The sequence below is a fragment of the Thermosyntropha lipolytica DSM 11003 genome, assembly GCF_900129805.1.
GTDB lineage: Bacteria > Bacillota > Syntrophomonadia > Syntrophomonadales > Syntrophomonadaceae > Thermosyntropha > Thermosyntropha lipolytica.
Genome location: NZ_FQWY01000019.1, coordinates 23,390 through 41,313, shown reverse-complemented (window position 1 = coordinate 41,313; position 17,924 = coordinate 23,390). Strand labels below are relative to the sequence as shown.

15 protein-coding genes, 1 other RNA gene, 1 pseudogene and 1 other annotated feature are annotated in these 17,924 nt (G+C 42.4%); of the genes and pseudogenes, 15 read left to right on the top strand and 2 right to left on the bottom strand.

Annotated features, from left to right (window positions below):
* Positions 1–12: 12 nt before the first annotated feature.
* Both BUB92_RS06710 and BUB92_RS11370 read right to left on the bottom strand, forming a co-directional pair.
* Positions 13–579, bottom strand: coding sequence for a hypothetical protein (locus BUB92_RS06710; protein ID WP_200774221.1), 567 nt, complete (start codon positions 577–579; stop codon positions 13–15).
* Positions 560–658, bottom strand: a pseudogene (locus BUB92_RS11370) (IS607 family transposase); the annotation flags it as partial. The pseudogene BUB92_RS11370 and the gene BUB92_RS06710, both read right to left, overlap by 20 nt.
* A 195-nt stretch (positions 659–853) precedes the next feature.
* Here BUB92_RS11370 and recJ point away from each other — a divergent pair.
* The 15 genes from recJ to BUB92_RS06635 all read left to right on the top strand — a co-directional run bounded on the left by recJ (position 854) and on the right by BUB92_RS06635 (position 17,924).
* Positions 854–3,730 carry a single-stranded-DNA-specific exonuclease RecJ gene (recJ, locus tag BUB92_RS06705; RefSeq protein ID WP_084728379.1) on the top strand — a complete coding sequence of 959 codons (2,877 nt, stop codon included), beginning with the start codon at positions 854–856 and terminating at the stop codon, positions 3,728–3,730.
* Positions 3,687–5,891 carry a RelA/SpoT family protein gene (locus BUB92_RS06700; RefSeq protein WP_423230201.1) on the top strand — a complete coding sequence of 735 codons (2,205 nt, stop codon included), beginning with the start codon at positions 3,687–3,689 and terminating at the stop codon, positions 5,889–5,891. The genes recJ and BUB92_RS06700 overlap by 44 nt, the downstream gene beginning before the upstream one ends.
* Positions 5,892–5,894: 3 nt before the next feature.
* On the top strand, positions 5,895–6,344 hold the full coding sequence (gene dtd, locus BUB92_RS06695; protein WP_073091900.1) for a D-aminoacyl-tRNA deacylase: 450 nt from the start codon (positions 5,895–5,897) through the stop codon (positions 6,342–6,344).
* A gap of 19 nt (positions 6,345–6,363) precedes the next feature.
* Positions 6,364–6,984, top strand: a complete 621-nt coding sequence (locus tag BUB92_RS06690; RefSeq protein ID WP_073091898.1) for an MBL fold metallo-hydrolase — start codon at positions 6,364–6,366, stop codon at positions 6,982–6,984.
* 66 nt (positions 6,985–7,050) lie between these two features.
* Positions 7,051–7,305: a binding site (T-box leader), on the top strand.
* 167 nt (positions 7,306–7,472) lie between these two features.
* Positions 7,473–8,315, top strand: a complete 843-nt coding sequence (aroF, locus tag BUB92_RS06685) for a 3-deoxy-7-phosphoheptulonate synthase (protein ID WP_073091894.1) — start codon at positions 7,473–7,475, stop codon at positions 8,313–8,315.
* A gap of 1 nt (position 8,316) precedes the next feature.
* The gene (pheA, locus tag BUB92_RS06680) at positions 8,317–9,177 is read left to right on the top strand and encodes a prephenate dehydratase (protein WP_073091892.1); all 861 of its coding nucleotides are present in this window, start codon (positions 8,317–8,319) and stop codon (positions 9,175–9,177) included.
* Entirely contained in the window at positions 9,137–10,615 is a 1,479-nt protein-coding gene (hemZ, locus tag BUB92_RS06675) for a coproporphyrinogen dehydrogenase HemZ (RefSeq protein WP_073091889.1), read from the top strand. Before pheA ends, hemZ begins: the two co-directional genes overlap by 41 nt.
* 37 nt (positions 10,616–10,652) lie before the next feature.
* Positions 10,653–11,912 (top strand): histidine--tRNA ligase, encoded by a 1,260-nt coding sequence (gene hisS, locus BUB92_RS06670; protein ID WP_073091887.1) that lies wholly within the window; start codon positions 10,653–10,655, stop codon positions 11,910–11,912.
* Positions 11,913–11,931: 19 nt separating this feature from the next.
* Positions 11,932–13,692, top strand: a complete 1,761-nt coding sequence (aspS, locus tag BUB92_RS06665; RefSeq protein WP_073091885.1) for an aspartate--tRNA ligase — start codon at positions 11,932–11,934, stop codon at positions 13,690–13,692.
* Between the two features lie 96 nt (positions 13,693–13,788).
* Positions 13,789–13,967: non-coding RNA, 6S RNA (gene ssrS / locus BUB92_RS06660), on the top strand.
* A 25-nt stretch (positions 13,968–13,992) separates the two neighbouring features.
* Positions 13,993–14,688 carry a tRNA threonylcarbamoyladenosine dehydratase gene (locus BUB92_RS06655; RefSeq protein WP_073091882.1) on the top strand — a complete coding sequence of 232 codons (696 nt, stop codon included), beginning with the start codon at positions 13,993–13,995 and terminating at the stop codon, positions 14,686–14,688.
* A 46-nt stretch (positions 14,689–14,734) separates the two neighbouring features.
* The gene (locus BUB92_RS06650) at positions 14,735–15,415 is read left to right on the top strand and encodes an endonuclease III domain-containing protein (protein ID WP_242939014.1); all 681 of its coding nucleotides are present in this window, start codon (positions 14,735–14,737) and stop codon (positions 15,413–15,415) included.
* Between the two features lie 17 nt (positions 15,416–15,432).
* A complete protein-coding gene (locus BUB92_RS06645) occupies positions 15,433–16,731 on the top strand; it encodes a phenylacetate--CoA ligase (RefSeq protein WP_143156884.1) in 1,299 nt (432 codons plus the stop codon).
* A gap of 13 nt (positions 16,732–16,744) precedes the next feature.
* On the top strand, positions 16,745–17,173 hold the full coding sequence (locus BUB92_RS06640) for an ACT domain-containing protein (RefSeq protein ID WP_073091877.1): 429 nt from the start codon (positions 16,745–16,747) through the stop codon (positions 17,171–17,173).
* Positions 17,174–17,429: 256 nt separating this feature from the next.
* On the top strand, positions 17,430–17,924 hold the full coding sequence (locus tag BUB92_RS06635; RefSeq protein ID WP_073091875.1) for a hypothetical protein: 495 nt from the start codon (positions 17,430–17,432) through the stop codon (positions 17,922–17,924).

Sequence of the window (17,924 nt, the reverse complement as noted above, 5' to 3'; positions counted from 1 at the left end):
AGCAGGCGGTATTTAAGCACTCCCATAGCCCCTGTCCCAAGAAACAGGAACTCGCGCCCTTATCCGGGTCTCCCCACTTGCCCTGAAAAGATTACTCTCTTCAGGACAGAGATGTCTCGCACTTTCTCCTACGTTGATTCTGAGTGCAGCACTATTTTCATCTATTTCAATTCTTGTGTTGAGATTTCCCTTCTTTGTCTTGTCTCCTCTTGAGTAGAGATGGCCTTTTCTTTTTTCCTGCCATTTTTGTTGCAGTTTTTTATATTCATTTCCATTTATATGCCGTTTCTTGAGTTTTTTAAATAAATTCCTGCCGCCGAAAATAACTTTACTGGGGTTTTCGCCTTTTTCTCTGCATGACTCAAGAACGCTTTTTGCCTTTATTATCGCATCATCTGCATACCTCGAATTCAGGTGAAAAACCCCTTGAAGGTCTCTTTTAAGTTCGTTTCTGGTTTTGCCTTCTAGAAGCCTGTGGTATGCAAATCTCATGCAGGCTGACCATCTTCTCATTAAATCCGCTACTGCTCGCTCATCTTCTTTGCTCGGGAAAGTAAGTTTAGTCTGTATTGTTATCATCCCTTTTATCACCTCTTTGTCCGTAAATCCTGGCTGCAAATGAGGTGACTATTGCTATTAAGTCTTCTGCCATTTTTCTAGTTTATAATTGTTCTTCAGCTGATCCTTTACTTTTTGCATACTTAATAACATCTATTATCACCAATTAAAGTTATATCACTTTGTATTACTATGGTTTGTTGTCGCTAACCTCCTTAATTAAATATACACTATATGCAAAATTTTATTATAAAAAAAGAAATTTATCCATAAAAAACGGGGATTTTAGGTTATAATGTTTTTTATAATTGGCGATGTTTGTTTTTTGAAGGAGGCTAATAACCATAAGATGACGGTTTGGAAGATAAAGGATTTTTCTCGACATAAGGCTGGGCAGCTGCAAGATAAATTGGGCTTATCCTGGCCTTTAGCTGTTTTGCTTACCCAGAGGGGAATAGATGAAGAAGCCAAGGTACATAAATTTCTTGCAGGAGGATTGAATGATTTAATTTCTCCTTATCGCATGCAAGGTATAAACCAGGCAGTTTTAAGGATAAAGGAGGCGGTTAGCCGGGGAGAAAAGGTAGTCATATATGGTGATTATGATGTAGATGGTATATGCAGTACGGTGATAATGCTTAAATGTCTGGAAAAGTTGGGCTTAAAGGCTGATTATTATATTCCAGACCGCTTTAGTGAAGGTTATGGACTCAATGAAGAAGCAGTCATTAAGCTGGCTGAAAAAGGCTATAATCTGCTTATAAGTGTTGACTGTGGGATAACTTCAGTTAAAGAGGCAGAAACGGCAGCCCAACTGGGTATGGATATGATAATAACTGATCATCACACTCCCCCTGAGGTATTGCCGGAAGCTAAGGCTATAATAAACCCTAAGCTGGATGAAGAAGAAGATATCATGCATCTGGCCGGGGCAGGAGTAGTTTTCAAACTGGCAGAAGCTTTAATTGGAGAAGAGGCTTATCATTTTATAGAGCTGGCTGCTTTAGCTACAGTTGCTGATATTATGCCTCTTACCGGTGATAACCGGATTATTGTAAAAGAAGGTTTAAAGAGGATGCCGGCTACCAGGAACCGGGGGCTTAAAGCCCTTTTGGAGAAAACCGGGCTTAGAGAAAAAGAGGAAATTACTCCCTGGCATCTGGGATTTATCATAGCTCCCCGGATTAATTCGGCAGGAAGGCTCTATAAGGCGGATTTAGCGGTAGAGCTTTTTTTGCGCGATGATGAGGCTGCATGCCAGGAGATTGCCGAAAAGCTTTGCCAGCTAAATAATGAGCGCAAAAACCTGGAGGATTGTATCTGTAAAGAAGTGGTTTTAAAGGTCGAAAATGAGGTGGATCTGGAAAGGGAAAAGATTATTGTAGTGGCAGGTGATAACTGGCATCCTGGGGTTTTAGGGATTGTAGCTTCCCGCATCTGTGAAAGGTATAACCGGCCTGCTGTCCTTATATCCTGGGAAGAAGGGATGGGACGTGGTTCGGGAAGGAGTACAGGGGACATAAATCTTTATGAGGCTTTAGCTTCTTGCCGTTCAGAACTGGTTCATTTTGGCGGCCATAAGATGGCAGCCGGGCTTACTATAGAAAGAGATAAATTTGCGGTTTTTAAAGAAAAATTATCTGCCTGGGCCAGGGATAATATAGATGCCGCTCTTCTTAAACCGGTTTTATTAATTGATTGTGAAATCAGGCCAGAAGATATAAATGAAAGATTGTTAGATGAGATAGAGAAGTTAAAGCCTTATGGGGAAGGCAATGAGATCCCTTATTTTATAGCGCGCAAAATGGAGGTAACCTCTGCTTATCTGGTAGGCAAGGACAGGGATCATGTTAAAATGAACCTCAATCCCGGCAACCTGGCAGCAGTAGCTTTTGGCAAACCTGAATTTATGAATTTTCCGCTGGATAAGTGTTATCATGATGTAGTCTTTTATCTGGAATATAATGATTTTAGAGGGGAAAGAACTATTCAGCTGAAGATTAAAGAAATAAAGCCATCTTTTGTGCCTGATAATCCCTATATCGCCTCATCCCACCTGAATAAACGGGAGTGGTGGACAGGGATTTTATCTCCCATAGAAGAAGGAAAGCCAGTAGTTTTACTTTATCCCACTTACCGGGTGTTAAAAAAACATGCTTTACAGCTGGAATTGTTTTTTAGGCCCGGGGTTTTGTGTGCCATACATGGTAAGCTGGCTCCGGAAGAGAGAAAAAGGAGATTACAATATCTTATAAAAAATGAAAATAAAATATTTCTCTTGACTCAGGCTTTGTATGATTATATATGTAAAAAAAAGCTGGTAAAAGATTGGCCTTATATAATAAAAGTTATGGATGATAAAGCCGGAGCAGGAATTTATTATGGGTATGATAACTGGGAAGAGCAGATGGTTGCCAATATAAAGTGGAAAGATAAATGGCGATACTCCGGGAAAAAAAAGGTATTGGTGTATGCCAATAAAATGAGCACGCTTAAGCTCTGGCAGGAGAAGATCCCCAATGTACTGATAGAAGCCGGAGAAGAGGATGTAAGGAAACGCGATTATATGCGCCATGTTTTTGATGCCCTGGAGGAAGGGGTATTGTTGACTGATGGGGGAACAGGCAGATTTATTGCGGAATTAGATGAAGTAGTTTTTGCCGACATGCCTTTAAGCCTTTATGAAACCAGGCTGGTTATGGATCAGATAGCAGCAGCTGACCAAATAAATCCGGTGTTTTTATTTAGTCAGGAAAAATTAGATGAGCATGATATTTTTTTAAAACGACATTATCCTGATGCCGGTATAGTAAAATCAGTATTGACTTATTTGTTCAGACATCCGGGAGCAGTTCTTGAGGTGGAACTGGAAAAGTTGACCCATGAGGTAAATAAATTGACCGATGGGGATTTAAAGAAACAGGATGTGGCTGCTGTTTTGCACATTCTTAGTGATTTGGACTTGTGTCAAATAAGAAAAAAGGGTAGTATTATGGAAATAAAGCTTTTGCAGCCTGCAGTGGCGACTGTTGATATTGCGGAATCTCCTTATTATCTGGAAGGACTGGCGGAAAAAAAGGCTTTTTATAACTGGAAAAGCAGGATAATGGAGCTTTGGCGTGGTGATAATGATGTTAGGAACAGAAATGATCGGACCGGAAAAAATAATTGAAAAGGTTAAATCATATGATCCTGATGCCGATATTGAACTGATTGAGAGGGCCTATAACTGTGCCTATGCAGCTCATGCCGGACAAAAAAGGATTTCCGGGGAACCTTATATAATTCATCCTCTGGAAGTAGCTCTTATTTTGGCTGATCTGGAACTAGATGTAGAAACTATTGCCGCTGCTCTCCTGCATGATGTGATAGAGGATACTCATCTTACCTATTTGAATATTGTAGATGAATTTGGGGAAGAAATCGCCCTGCTGGTTGATGGGGTAACCAAACTGAGCCGTATCGATTTTAAGTCGAAAGAAGATGCTCAGGCGGAAAATCTCCGCAAGATGTTTATTGCTATGGCTAAAGATATACGGGTTATTTTGATAAAGCTGGCTGACCGGCTGCATAATATGCGCACTCTGCACTATCATCAGAATGAGGAAAAGCAAAAGGAAATTGCCCGGGAAACCTTGGAAATTTTTGCTCCTTTGGCCCATAGATTAGGGATATTTAAGATTAAATGGGAATTAGAAGATTTAGCTTTTTATTATCTGGATAAAGAAATGTATTATGAAATTGCCAAAAGGCTTAAACAAAAGCGGAAAGAAAGAGAAGAATATGTACACGAGCTTATTGCGCAAATAAAACAGAGATTGGATGAAATGGGGATTGAAGCCGATATTGCCGGCCGTCCTAAAAATATTTACAGTATATACAAAAAGATGGTCAAGCAGAATAAGGATATTGATGAGATATATGACAAGATCGCCATCCGGGTGATAGTAAATGATGTACGGGATTGTTATGGGGTTTTGGGAATAATCCATACTATGTGGAAGCCTTTGCCGGGAAGATTTAAAGATTATATAGCTACTCCCAAGCCTAATATGTATCAGTCCCTCCATACTACCCTTATCGGCAAAGGTGGCGAACCTTTTGAGGTGCAGATAAGAACCTGGGAGATGCACAGAACGGCTGAATATGGCATAGCTGCCCACTGGAGGTATAAAGAAGGTGATAATCCCAAAGAAAGGAAGTTTGATGAAAAACTTTCCTGGCTGAGGCAACTTCTGGAGTGGCAGCAGGATGTCAAGGATACGCGTGAATTTATGGAGTCCCTTAAGATAGACCTTTTTGATGATACGGTATTTGTTTTTACTCCCAAAGGGGCTGTTATTGAACTCCCTAAAGGAGCATGCCCGGTAGATTTTGCCTACCGTGTGCATACGGAAGTAGGACATCAGTGTATTGGAGCCAAGGTTAATGGCCGCATAGTGCCGCTGGATTATCCCTTGGGAAATGGCGATATCGTTGAGATTATAACTTCCAAACATTCACCCGGGCCTACCTATGACTGGCTTAACTTTGTAAAGACTTCAACGGCTAAAAGCCGTATAAAACAGTGGTTTAACCGGGAAAAGAAACAGAGCAATATAATCAAAGGCAGAGATATTTTAGAAAAGGAGCTTAAAAAGAAACACCTTGATCCCAAGGAATTGATGAAAGAGGCCAAACTTACGGAAGTGGCCAAAAAGTTTAATTTTAATACGGCTGATGATCTGCTGGCGGCGGTAGGAGATGGAGTTATAACCCCTAATCAGGTTATAAACCGGCAAAAAGAACTGTTTTTCCCGGCTACGCAGGTAGAAGATATAATAGAGATTGCCCATGCTAATCAAAAAACGACTGCTAAAAACCGGGAAGCTGCGGCTTTACGCATAAAAGGGGTAGATGATGTAGCTATAAGGCTTGCCCGCTGCTGTAATCCCCTCCCGGGAGATAAGGTTTTGGGCTATATAACCAGAGGACGCGGGGTTTCCGTACATCGCCAGGATTGTCCCAACCTGCAAAATTATTTAAAAAATGAACCTGATCGGATAATCGAAGTAGAATGGTCAGATGACAAAGGCATGTTTAATGTGGAGATTGAAGTTAAGGCTTATGACCGTGATCGTTTAACTACAGATGTGATGACAGTAATTGCCGATATGAAAATCCATATTAATTCTGTTTATTCCCGGGTTACCAAAAATGATGAAGCTTTGATAAACCTTAAACTGGAGATTAAAGATATAAACCGTTTGTATGCCGCTATGCAGAGAATTAAAAAAGTGAAGGATGTTCTAGAAGTAAGAAGGGTTTTACCAGGAGAAGTAAGAGGTGATTAAGGTTTGCGAGCTGTAGTACAGAGAACTAATCACAGTAAGGTTACCGTAGAAGGTGAAGTAAAAGGTGAGATTTTAAAAGGTTTAACTGTTTTACTGGGGATAAAAAAAGGGGATAGCGAAAAAGATGCCGCGTATATGATGGATAAAATAGCTAATTTGCGCATTTTTGAAGATGAAGATGGTAAAATGAATCTTTCGCTTCTTGATATAAAAGGGGAAATCCTTTTAGTAAGCCAGTTTACTCTCTACGGTGATGCCCGCAAGGGAAGACGGCCCAGTTTTAGCGATGCAGAGATTCCTGAACGAGCTGAAGAGCTGTTTAACTACTGTGTAAAGATTTTAAGGGATATGGGCATAAAGGTGGAAACCGGGGTTTTTGGAGCAGGTATGCAGGTGCTTATCGAAAATGACGGTCCCTGTACTATACTTTTAGATAGTGAGCGAATATTTTGAGGATAGGAGGAAGAAACGGGTGATACTCAAGTGTTTAGAGATCAATACGGTAGGGGTTAACTGTTATATAGTAGGGTGTGAGGAAACCAGGGAAGTGGCAGTTATAGACCCGGGAGGTAATCCGCGGGCTATCGTGAATCTTTTGGAACAGGAAGGGCTGAAGGCAGTTTATATAATAAATACCCATGGGCATGTAGACCATATAGGTGGCAACCGGGGGGTAAAAGAGGCTACGGGAGCCGCAATACTTATTCATGAAGGTGATGCCAAAATGCTTACCAATGCCGTAGCTAATTTTTCCTTTTTATTTGGCGGCAAGGTAATAAGTCCTCCTGCGGACAGGCTTCTTAAAGAAGGGGATATAATAAAAATAGGCAACACTGTCGAGTTAGAAGTAATTCATACCCCGGGACACAGTCCCGGCAGCATATGCCTTAAAACAGGAGATGTTATTTTTGTTGGCGATACCCTGTTTCAGGGTTCAGTAGGAAGGACTGATTTCCCCGGTGGTTCTCACAAGCAGCTTATCACTAACATAAAGGAAAAATTGCTCTGTTATGATGACCATGTAGTATGTTATCCGGGACATGGACCAGCTACCACTATTGGCTTTGAGAGACAATATAATCCGTTTTTATAAAAGGATCTTTACAAATTTAATTTTATTTGGCATAATATAGTTTAACTATAACAGGTAAATAACTTGTTAAATGCGATGAAGAAGTAAAGTAGGTTTGTGGAATTATCCAGAGAGGAGATGCCGTGGGCTGGAAGCATCTCTATAAGGAAGCAAACTGAAGTTCACTTTGGAGCACCCGGCTGAAACAGAGGGGAGTAGGTCGTGGCGGAACTCTCACCGTTAAAAGAGAGGGGATATCGGATAATACCTGTATCCTTATAATAAGCGGGCCGTATGGCAATTTGGGTGGTACCGCGGGAAGTAAAGCTTCTCGTCCCATAGGGATGAAAAGCTTTTTTTATTAGTATAGGTTATTATCCCGTATCCTTTTAATGAGTGGGCTTTTGTGCCAATCAGGGTGGTACCGCGGGAGAACAAACCTCTCGTCCCTTCAAAAGGGATGAGAGGTTTTTATTTTAGGTATATTTCTGAAGAAAGGGTGGTTATTTATGAAAAATTTATCAGCTAAATACGGAAAAGATATGCTGGTTTTGCGTCGCAATAAAGAAGAGAATACCGTAATTAAAGTAAAGGGATGTGTGATCGGCCAGGAACAAATAGTGGCCGTAGCCGGTCCCTGTGCCGTAGAAAATGAGGATATGCTGAAAGAAACTGCTTTCAAGGTAAGAGCTGCTGGGGCTCTGATTTTAAGGGCAGGAGCTTATAAGCCCCGTACTTCCCCGTACAGTTTCCAGGGTTTAGGAGAAACCGGCCTTAAGATTCTGGCCCGCATCGGGCAAGAAATGAATATGCCGGTAATTACTGAGGTTATGGATAGTGAAGACATAGCTTTAGTAGCCGAATATGCAGATATTCTGCAGGTAGGGGCCCGCAATATGCACAACTTTTCTCTCCTGCGCAAATTAGGAAAGATAAATAAGCCGGTAGTTTTGAAGCGAGGGCTGGCGGCTACGATTGAAGAATGGCTTTTGGCTGCTGAGTACATCTTAGCTGGTGGAAATGATAAAGTTATCCTATGTGAAAGGGGAGTCAGAACTTCAGAACCCTGGACCCGCAATACCCTGGATTTATCTGCAGTAGCTCTGGTAAAAGAGATTTCCCATCTGCCGGTTCTGGTAGATCCGAGCCATGCTACCGGCAGAAGGAGCCTGGTTATCCCGATGGCGAAAGCGGCCATAGCGGCAGGAGCTGACGGAATTATGGTAGAAGTACATCCCGAGCCGGAGAAAGCCTTATCAGATGGTGAACAATCCTTAACTCCCCGCGAATTCAGCCGTTTGATGCGGGAGTTAGAAGAAGTAGCCAGAGCGGTGGGAAGGAGGTTAAGATAAAATGAGGTGTGCGGTATTAGGACCAAAAGGAACCTTCAGTGAAGATGCGGCTCTTCTTTACTGGCCGCAAGCTGGGGAAATAAAGGTAGCCCCTACGATAAAGATGCTTTTTGACCAGCTTATACAGAGAGAAATAGATGATATCCTGGTCCCGATAGATAATTCTTATGCCGGTTCCATAGACTCTACCATGCAGGCTTTGAATGATTATGAAGTCAGTATACACGGGGAAATTATACTTGATATTGAACAATGCCTTTTAGCCAATAATAACTACCGGATAGAAGAATTAGAGCTTCTGGTATCACATCCGGCAGCCCTTATGCAGTGCAGCACTTTTATCGAAGAAAACCTGCCGGATATAAGAACGGAAATAACAGGAAGTACCGCCCGGGCTGTACAAATAGTAAAAGGGGAAACGCGTAAAGCGGTGGCTATTGGCAGCAGCTATGCGGCTGAACTCTACGGCATGCATATATTGTGCCGGGGGATAGAAAATGCCTGTAATCAAACGCGTTTTATCCATGTAAGGCGAAGAGATAAAGTTCAATATGAAGGGGATAAAGGAAGTTTGATTTTTACCCTCCCTGATAAGCCAGGTGCCTTATATCAGGCTTTAGAGGTTTTTGCCCGTCGGGGTATAAATCTTTGTAAGATTGAATCGAGGAGAAGCGGAAAGCTTAGAGATAGTTTTGCTTTCTACATAGAATTTGATAATCTTGGTCAAGATGCTGTGCTACCTGAAATTTTGACCGAACTTGGCAAACAGAGCCGGGAAATCAAGTTTCTAGGTATGTACAGCAGGGATAGGAGGAAAAAGGATGTTTATTTACATGGAGCTTGCACCGGAAAATTTGTATGACTATATGCATGAACTTGTACGCATGGGTTATCCCGATGCCCGTGTTACCATGAAGTTTTGCCCGGAGGCTGAAGTAGTAATAAGGATAAAGAGTGAGGAAAAAAAGGGAGGCTTATTTTTCACCGGAGAGATTGAAGAAGGAGAAAAAAAGACGGATTTTAGCCATTTTTACCCGTTAAAAAGTGAAGATGGGCATAATGAAATGCATAAAATAGCCCGGATTTTTATCTTTGAGCTTTTATTCAGGCATTTAGGGAAGAAGGTGAATGCCTACGGCATACTTACCGGAGTAAGGCCGGTAAAACTAGTACACCGGCTTTTGGACCTTAATTATGATAGGGAAAAAATAGAGTCAATATTAAAAGATGAGTATTTGCTGACAGATGATAAGGCAAAAATTCTGGTAGAGGTGGCTTGCCGTAACCGGCCTTATCTTCTCACCCGGGAAGAGGCATATAAACTGGTAAGCTTATATATCGGGATACCTTTTTGTCCTACCCGCTGTTATTATTGTTCTTTTCCCGGGGCGGTGCTCAAGGATTATGCCCTTGAGATACCTCCTTTTATGCAGGCCTTAAAGTATGAAATAGAAGGGATAGGGAATTTTTTGCGCAGCCAAAATATTAAAGTGCAGACCATTTATATAGGTGGAGGCACCCCTACAGTACTTTCTGAATCTGACCTGGAGAATCTATTTATTGTGCTGCATGATAATTTTATCCTGGATAATATTGCAGAAATTACTGTAGAGGCGGGCAGACCTGATACTCTGACCAGGTCGAAACTTAAGATTTTGCAGGGGGCAGGAGTAAACAGGGTCTGCATTAATCCTCAATCTATGTGTGATGCTACTTTAAGAGCAATAGGAAGAAATCATGATGTGAAAGGGGTGATACAGGCTTATAATGATGCCCGTGCCATAGGCATAACCAATATAAATATGGATGTAATCATAGGTTTGCCAGGAGAAAATTTAAGACAAAATATGCACACAGCAAGGGAAATTTTATCTTTAGAACCGGAAAATGTGACTGTCCATACCCTGGCGGTAAAAAGAGGAGCCAAAATGGCTGAAGAAGGCAGAAAAGGTACTGATGCTGCCAGAATAGCTGAGGTGAGTCAGGGGGTAGCTTATTTTTGGGAAACTCTTACCGGTGCAGGTTATGTTCCGTATTATCTGTACCGGCAGAAGTATATGCAGGCCAGCATGGAAAATACCGGATTTTCCAAACCGGGCAGGTTTTGTTTATATAATATCCAGATGATAGAGGAAAGGCAGACTATCATCGGTTTAGGGGGAGGAGCAGCCAGTAAATTTGTAAATCCAGCTGATTGGACATTGAGTTCTCTTTATAACCCTAAAAATCCCCAGGCCTACTGTGATGGGGTTTTTGCCCTGGTAAATCGCAAAGTTGACAAGCTAAAATGCTTAAATTAGAATTATCAAGGAATAACTTGATCTTGGAGGATAAGGAATGCAGATAAAAGTTCCCCGGGGGACTTATGACATTTTACCCCCTCAGTCTTCAAAGTGGCATTATTTAGAGAAAATATTGCGGGAAACAGCAGAAGTTTTTGGCTACCGGGAAATAAGGACCCCTATTTTTGAACATACTGAACTGTTTGAGAGAGGGGTAGGAGAAAGCACGGATATTGTAAGCAAAGAAATGTATACTTTTGCTGACAAATCAGAACGCAGCTTAACTCTAAGGCCGGAAGGAACTGCTTCCTGTGCCCGGGCTTTGATCGAACATAGTGCTTACAGCGGGCTTCTACCTGTTAAGTGGTATTATATGGGGCCTATGTTCCGCTATGACCGCCCGGAAACGGGAAGGTACAGGCAGTTTCACCAATTTGGGGTAGAAGCTTTTGGCAGCTTAAGCCCTTACATGGATGCGGAAGTAATTATTTTACTGGTAGAAATTTTACACAGGTTAGGGCTTAAAGATTATGAGCTGCATCTGAATTCGGTAGGGTGTCCGAAATGTCGCAGAGCATACAGAGAAAAGCTTATTTCCCATATTAAGCCGGTTAAGGATCTTTTGTGTCCTGACTGCCAGGGCCGTTATGAAAAAAATCCCCTGCGGGTTTTGGATTGCAAAAATGAAGCATGTCATGCTGCCATAAAAGGTTATCCTGTCCTTTATGACAGTTTATGCGATGAGTGCCGGGAGCATTATGCTGAGGTACGCAAAGCCTTGAGTGATAACCAGGTATCATACATACATGATGATAATCTGGTACGGGGCCTTGATTATTACACCAATACCGCTTTTGAGGTACATATACCAGGGATTGGTGCGCAGAGTGCTGTAGGTGGAGGCGGCAGGTATAATGGCCTGGTAAAAGCATGTGGAGGCCCTGATATAGGCGGAGTAGGATTTGCTTTAGGGATGGAAAGGCTGCTTTTGGCTCTGGCAGAGGGAGAAGAAGAAAAGGCAGGCATAGTTGATGTTTTTGTTGCCGTTATGGACAGACAGTATGAGGATATAGGGGTAAAAATACTGACTGATCTGCGCCGGGCAGGAATAAAGGCAGATAAAGATTATACCGGAAAAAGCCCCAAGGGGCAGATGAAGCATGCCGATAAGCTGGGAGTAAAGATGGCGATTTTACTGGGAGAAGATGAAGTTAAAAATAGTTTTGTAACCGTAAGAGATATGATTAGCAAAGAACAATACCAGGTAGGCCACAGGGAACTTATAGATTTCATAAAGAGGCATATAAAAGCATAAGTTAGGAGGAAAAGGGTTAATGAAGAGAACTCACAGCGCGACTGAACTTGATGTTGAGCATATAGGACAGGAAGTTGTTTTAAATGGCTGGGTGGATACGAGAAGGGACCATGGAGGGCTTATTTTTATCGATCTGAGGGACCGTTCCGGGATAATTCAGATTGTTTTCAGTCCGGAAGTGAATGAAGAAGCTTTTCGCTTAGCGGAAAAGGTAAGAAATGAATATGTTATTGCGGTAAAGGGTAAGGTCTGCCGAAGGCCGGAAGCTACGGAAAATCCTAATTTAAAGACAGGAAAGATTGAGATTTATGTTGAAAAAATGGAAGTCTTAAGTTCAGCCAAAACTCCGCCTTTTTATATTGAGAATGGCATAGATGTAGATGAAAACTTAAGGCTTAAATACCGCTATCTGGACTTAAGGCGCCCGGAAATGCGTGATAACCTGCTCTTAAGACACCGGGTAGTTAAGACTATCCGCGATTATCTGGACAGCCGGGGTTTTATTGAAATAGAAACCCCTATACTTACGAAAAGCACTCCGGAAGGGGCTAGGGATTATCTGGTGCCGAGCCGCGTGCATCCGGGCGAGTTTTTTGCTCTCCCCCAGTCACCGCAGATTTTTAAACAGCTTTTGATGGTAGCCGGTATGGAAAAATATTTCCAGATAGCCAGGTGCTTTAGGGATGAGGATTTAAGGGCTGACCGGCAACCTGAATTTACCCAGCTGGATATGGAAATGTCTTTTATTGATGAGGAAGATATTTTTAGTCTGGTAGAAGAAATGATGGCAAGGATTTTTGAAGCGGGAATAGGGAAGAAACTTGCTACCCCTTTCCCCAGGATTAGCTATGATGAAGCTATGAAAAAGTATGGCTCAGATCGTCCAGATCTTCGCTTTGCTCTGGAAATTGTGGATATAACCGAACTGGTAAGAGAGGTTGAGTTTAAGGTTTTCTCGGCGGCAATCGAGTCAGGAGGGGTAGTGAGGGCTTTAAATGCTAAAACCTGTGGAAGTTTTTCCCGCAAGGAAATTGATGATTTAACTAAAATAGCACTTGCCTGTGGAGCTAAAGGCCTGGCCTGGATAGTCGTAACGGAAAATGAGCTTAAATCACCTATAACCAAGTTTTTTACGGAAGAACAGATGGCAGGTATTTTAAAAGCGCTGGATGCTCAGCCAGGAGACCTTTTGCTTTTCAGTGCTGATAGCGAGGAAGTTGTATGCCGGGTATTGGGAACCTTGCGCTTAGAGCTGGCTAAAAGGCTTAACCTCATTGATGAAGATAAGCTCAGTTTTGTGTGGGTAATAGATTTCCCGCTTCTGGAATATGATGAAGAAGAAAAAAGGTATGTAGCTGTACATCATCCCTTTACCTCGCCCCGGCTGGAAGACCTGGATATTCTGGAAAAGAGTCCGGAAAAAGTAAAGGCCAGGGCTTATGATCTGGTGCTTAACGGCACGGAAATTGGAGGAGGAAGTATAAGGATTCACCGCCGGGACGTACAGGAAAGAATGTTTGCTCTTTTAGGGCTGAACCAGGAAGAAGTGCGTGAAAAATTCGGTTTTATGCTGGATGCTTTTGAATATGGGACTCCGCCCCATGGAGGAATAGCTTTCGGCATTGACCGTCTGGTGATGATTATGGCGAAAAGAAATACCATAAGGGATGTTATAGCATTTCCTAAAACCCAGAGCGCTTCCTGTCCCTTAACTAATGCTCCTTCTCCGGTTACACCCAAGCAGTTAAGGGAGTTGCACATAAAAGTAAGAGAAAATTAGCAAAATTTTGACAAAATACCTCGCAATTACAGCCGGGGTTTATTGAAGAAAGCCTTGCTATATGGTATTATGTAACTAGCAAAAGAGAATTAGACAGCATCCCTGCTGTGTGCGTGAGAAGTCGTAAGTTTTTGCCAACACAAAGACAAAGGGAGCCTGGACTCTGTATATGGCATGGAAGCCCCTGATAAGGGGGAACCATAAAGTATACAGGAGGGCACCCACCTGGTATTTGGGGTTTAAACTACGACTTATCACGGCTCGGTGGGGTTTTTTATTTATGCGGTGTGAGGGAAGAATATGCCAGGTTATTTTACACGTACCGAACTGCTTATTGGCAAAGAGAATATGGAAAAAATAGCAAAAGCTTCCGTAATGGTGATTGGCCTGGGCGGGGTAGGTTCTTATGCAGCAGAAGCGGTGGCCCGGGCAGGAGTAGGGAATATAATCCTGGTTGACCATGATAAGGTGGTAGAGAGCAACATAAACCGGCAGCTCCCGGCTTTAACTTCTACTCTGGGCCGGCTTAAGGTAGAGGTGATGGGGGAGAGAATAAAAGATATAAATCCGGACGTTAATTTAAGGATCATATCCCTGCCCTATAATGAAGATACAAGTAGTGAGATATTAAAGGGTACGCTGGATTATGTTATAGATGCTATTGATTCTCTGCCCGATAAGCTTCACCTCATTAAAACCTGTTTGGGGAATAAAATACCTATTGTAAGTTCTATGGGAACTGCTAACCGGCTTAATCCCCAGTTTTTAAAGATTGGTGATATCAGCCAAACCCGAATCTGCCCTATGGCTAGAAAGATAAGGCGCGAGCTTAGAAAAGAAGGCATCTTCAAAGGGTTACCCGTTGTATATTCCGAAGAAGAGCCGGTTAAGAATGATTATAACGGCGAAACCAGGTTAGGGAGCATAAGTTATGTTCCTTCGGTAGCCGGCCTTTTACTGGCTAGTTTTGTAATTAATTCCCTTATTTCCAAATAAAGAGATGTTTAAGAAGTTTTCGTAAATAAGGGGGGATGTCAGGGCTTTGCTGGCAGATAGTGAGTTTTTTTATCAAATATATGAAATGCTATTGGCTCATTTTGGACCCCGGGGATGGTGGCCGGGGGAAAGTACATGGGAAATAATGGTGGGTGCTGTTTTGACCCAGGCGGTGGCCTGGAAGAATGTAGAAAAGGCTATTTTAAACTTAAAACGGGCAGGCCTTTTAGAGCTAGAAGCAATGTGTAGAGCCGAGGAGGGAAAAATAGCTGAGCTTATAAAACCTGCTCTGTATCACAGGCAAAAAGCCAGAAAGCTTAAAAATCTGGCCGGTTATGTGAAGGAAAGATACGGGGGAAATCTCGAGCTGATGTTTAGCCAGGAAACGAAAAACCTGAGAGGGGAATTGCTTTCTTTGTGGGGGATAGGCAAGGAAACTGCTGACTCTATTCTGCTTTATGCCGGGGAAAAGCCGGTATTTGTCATCGATGCTTATACGATAAGAATATTTTCCCGCCTGGGAATAGTAGACCAGAATACAAGCTATGATATGATGCAGGAATTGATGCATAGATTCTTGCCCTCCGAGGTAGAGCTTTACAATGAATATCATGCCTTACTGGTAGCTTTAGGTGCTAATTATTGCAAAAAAAATAATCCGATTTGCAATCTTTGCCCTATAAATAATTTTTGCAATTATTTAAAAATCCAGAAGGAAAATAAATAAGGAGGTCGAATATTTTGATTTACTGGGATCAGGAAAAGGAATGTATGCCGATCGAACAGCTGAGGGAACTGCAGTTAAGAAGGCTTAAAGAAACGGTTTATCGGGTTTATGCTTTTGTGCCAGCTTATCAAAAGAAAATGGATGCGGCAGGTATTAAACCAGATGATATAAAAACCCTGGATGATCTTAAAAAACTTCCTTTTACTACTAAACAGGATCTGAGGGATAATTATCCTTTTGGACTATTTGCTGTTCCCATGAGTGAAGTAGTCCGAATACATTCTTCTTCAGGGACTACTGGCAAACCGACGGTAGTAGGCTATACCAAAAAAGATATCGACATATGGGCAGAGCTTATGGCCAGAGCTCTGGTAAGTGCTGGGGCTACCAGACATTCTGTGATACAAAATGCTTATGGATATGGTCTTTTTACAGGCGGCCTGGGCGTACACTATGGAGCAGAGAGGATCGGGGCTTCGGTTATTCCGAGCTCAGGAGGAAATACCAAGAGGCAGATTATGCTTATGCAGGATTTTGGCACTACTATTTTAACCTGTACTCCGTCTTATGCCCTTTTCATGTATGAAGTTATGCAGGAAATGGGAGTAGATCCAGCTGACTTAAAACTTAAGGCAGGCATATTTGGAGCTGAGCCCTGGTCAGAAAATATGCGGCGGGAAATTGAAAATAACCTTAAGATAGATGCTTATGACATATATGGCTTGAGTGAAATAATAGGCCCGGGAGTAGCTGTGGAGTGCAAATACAAGAATGGCTTACATATTGCCGAAGACCATTTTATTGCCGAGATCATAGATCCGGAAACGGGAGAGGTTTTGCCCGAGGGGGAACAGGGAGAACTGGTTATAACTGCGATTACCAAAGAGGCATTGCCTATAATAAGGTACCGGACCCGGGATTTGACAACTCTTGACCGCACACCCTGCCCGTGCGGAAGGACCCATGTCCGCATGCAAAAGGTTCTGGGGCGTTCTGATGATATGGTCATCATACGGGGAGTAAATGTTTTCCCTTCCATGGTAGAAAGCGTGCTGCTTAACATACCCGGCGTAGAACCGCATTATTTGCTGGTGGTTGACCGCAAAGGCAATCTGGATGAATTAGAAGTGCAGGTAGAAGTTTCGGAAAAGGTATTCAGTGATGAAGTAAGAAAATTAGAAGAACTAGGTGCCCATATAAGAAGAGAACTGGAAAGTGCCCTGGGGGTAAGTGTTAAAGTGAGATTGGTAGAACCCAAGTCTATAGAGCGCAGTGAAGGCAAAGCCAAGAGGGTTATTGATAAACGCAAATTCTAAAGGAGGGATATAGATGGCGAAACAGATATCAGTTTTTCTGGAAAATAAAGCAGGAAGGCTTGCTCATGTAACCAGGGTTTTAGGCGATGCAGGTATAAATATTCGTGCCCTTTCTATTGCTGATACTTCTGATTTTGGTATTCTGCGGCTTATCGTATCTGACCCCGATAAAGCTTATAAGGTATTGAAAGAAGCAGGCTTTACTGTAAGTGAAACTGAAGTAATTGCTGTACAGGTGCCTGATGCGCCGGGAGGTTTGGCTTCGGTTTTAGAGCAGATGTCGGAGGAAAATCTCAATATCGAATATCTCTATGCCTTTTTAGGCACTTCAGAAAACGATGCCTTGGTGATTTTTAAGGTCGAAGATATTGAAAAGGCGCGCAAGGCTTTTATCGAGCGCGGGATAAAATTTCTGGATGAAACCAGGCTTTATCAGCTTTAATCTGGATTCCAATGCAGGCAAAAGATTTCTTGATCTTTTGCCTGCATGTAAGTAATCATACCAGTTTTTTACTCATATAATTCTTCTAGATATCATTCCTCATTCACGGCAAATCGTTTTTCACCTATCGTGGCTACTGATTCTGCTTTATCTGATTTCTAGCTTGTTTCTTGCCTGTATGCATCATTTCTTCACAGCATTTTCCCCACTCTTTTTGCAACAATTTTCAAAAAATTATAACAAAGGAGGTGAAAAGATGAAACAAGCTCTGAGTTTGGGCCTTCTGGTTGCCGTATTATTCGCCATATTCGTGTATTTCCAGGAAGCAGTAGGGGCCAGTGCTTTTTATATAGCTGCCCTCTCTATGGCTATGTTTGCTGTAATCGGTCCTTTTGGTGATTATTTCAAGACCGCTGTTGCCATGTTGATCGGGGTAATCATAGCCATGGCAGGTATAATAATTCTGGCTGCCAAGTTCCCGCTGCCTCCGGACAACATAGCCTATGTAGCTCTAGTATCAGGGATTGCCGTATTTATACTCGTTTTACTGTCGGCAACTGGATTGCGCATTGATGCTATGTTCATCGGCTGGGCAGGATACCATGCTGCTGTTTTCCCGCTTTATATGGCTGATGCCTCGCAACTTGCCCATCAGGCATTGCCGGCTGCCGTGGGAGTAAGCGTATCTTTGCTCATAGGCCTGGTGCTGTCTCTTCTGGTTATCAAGATTGCTATGGCTGTGAATAAATAG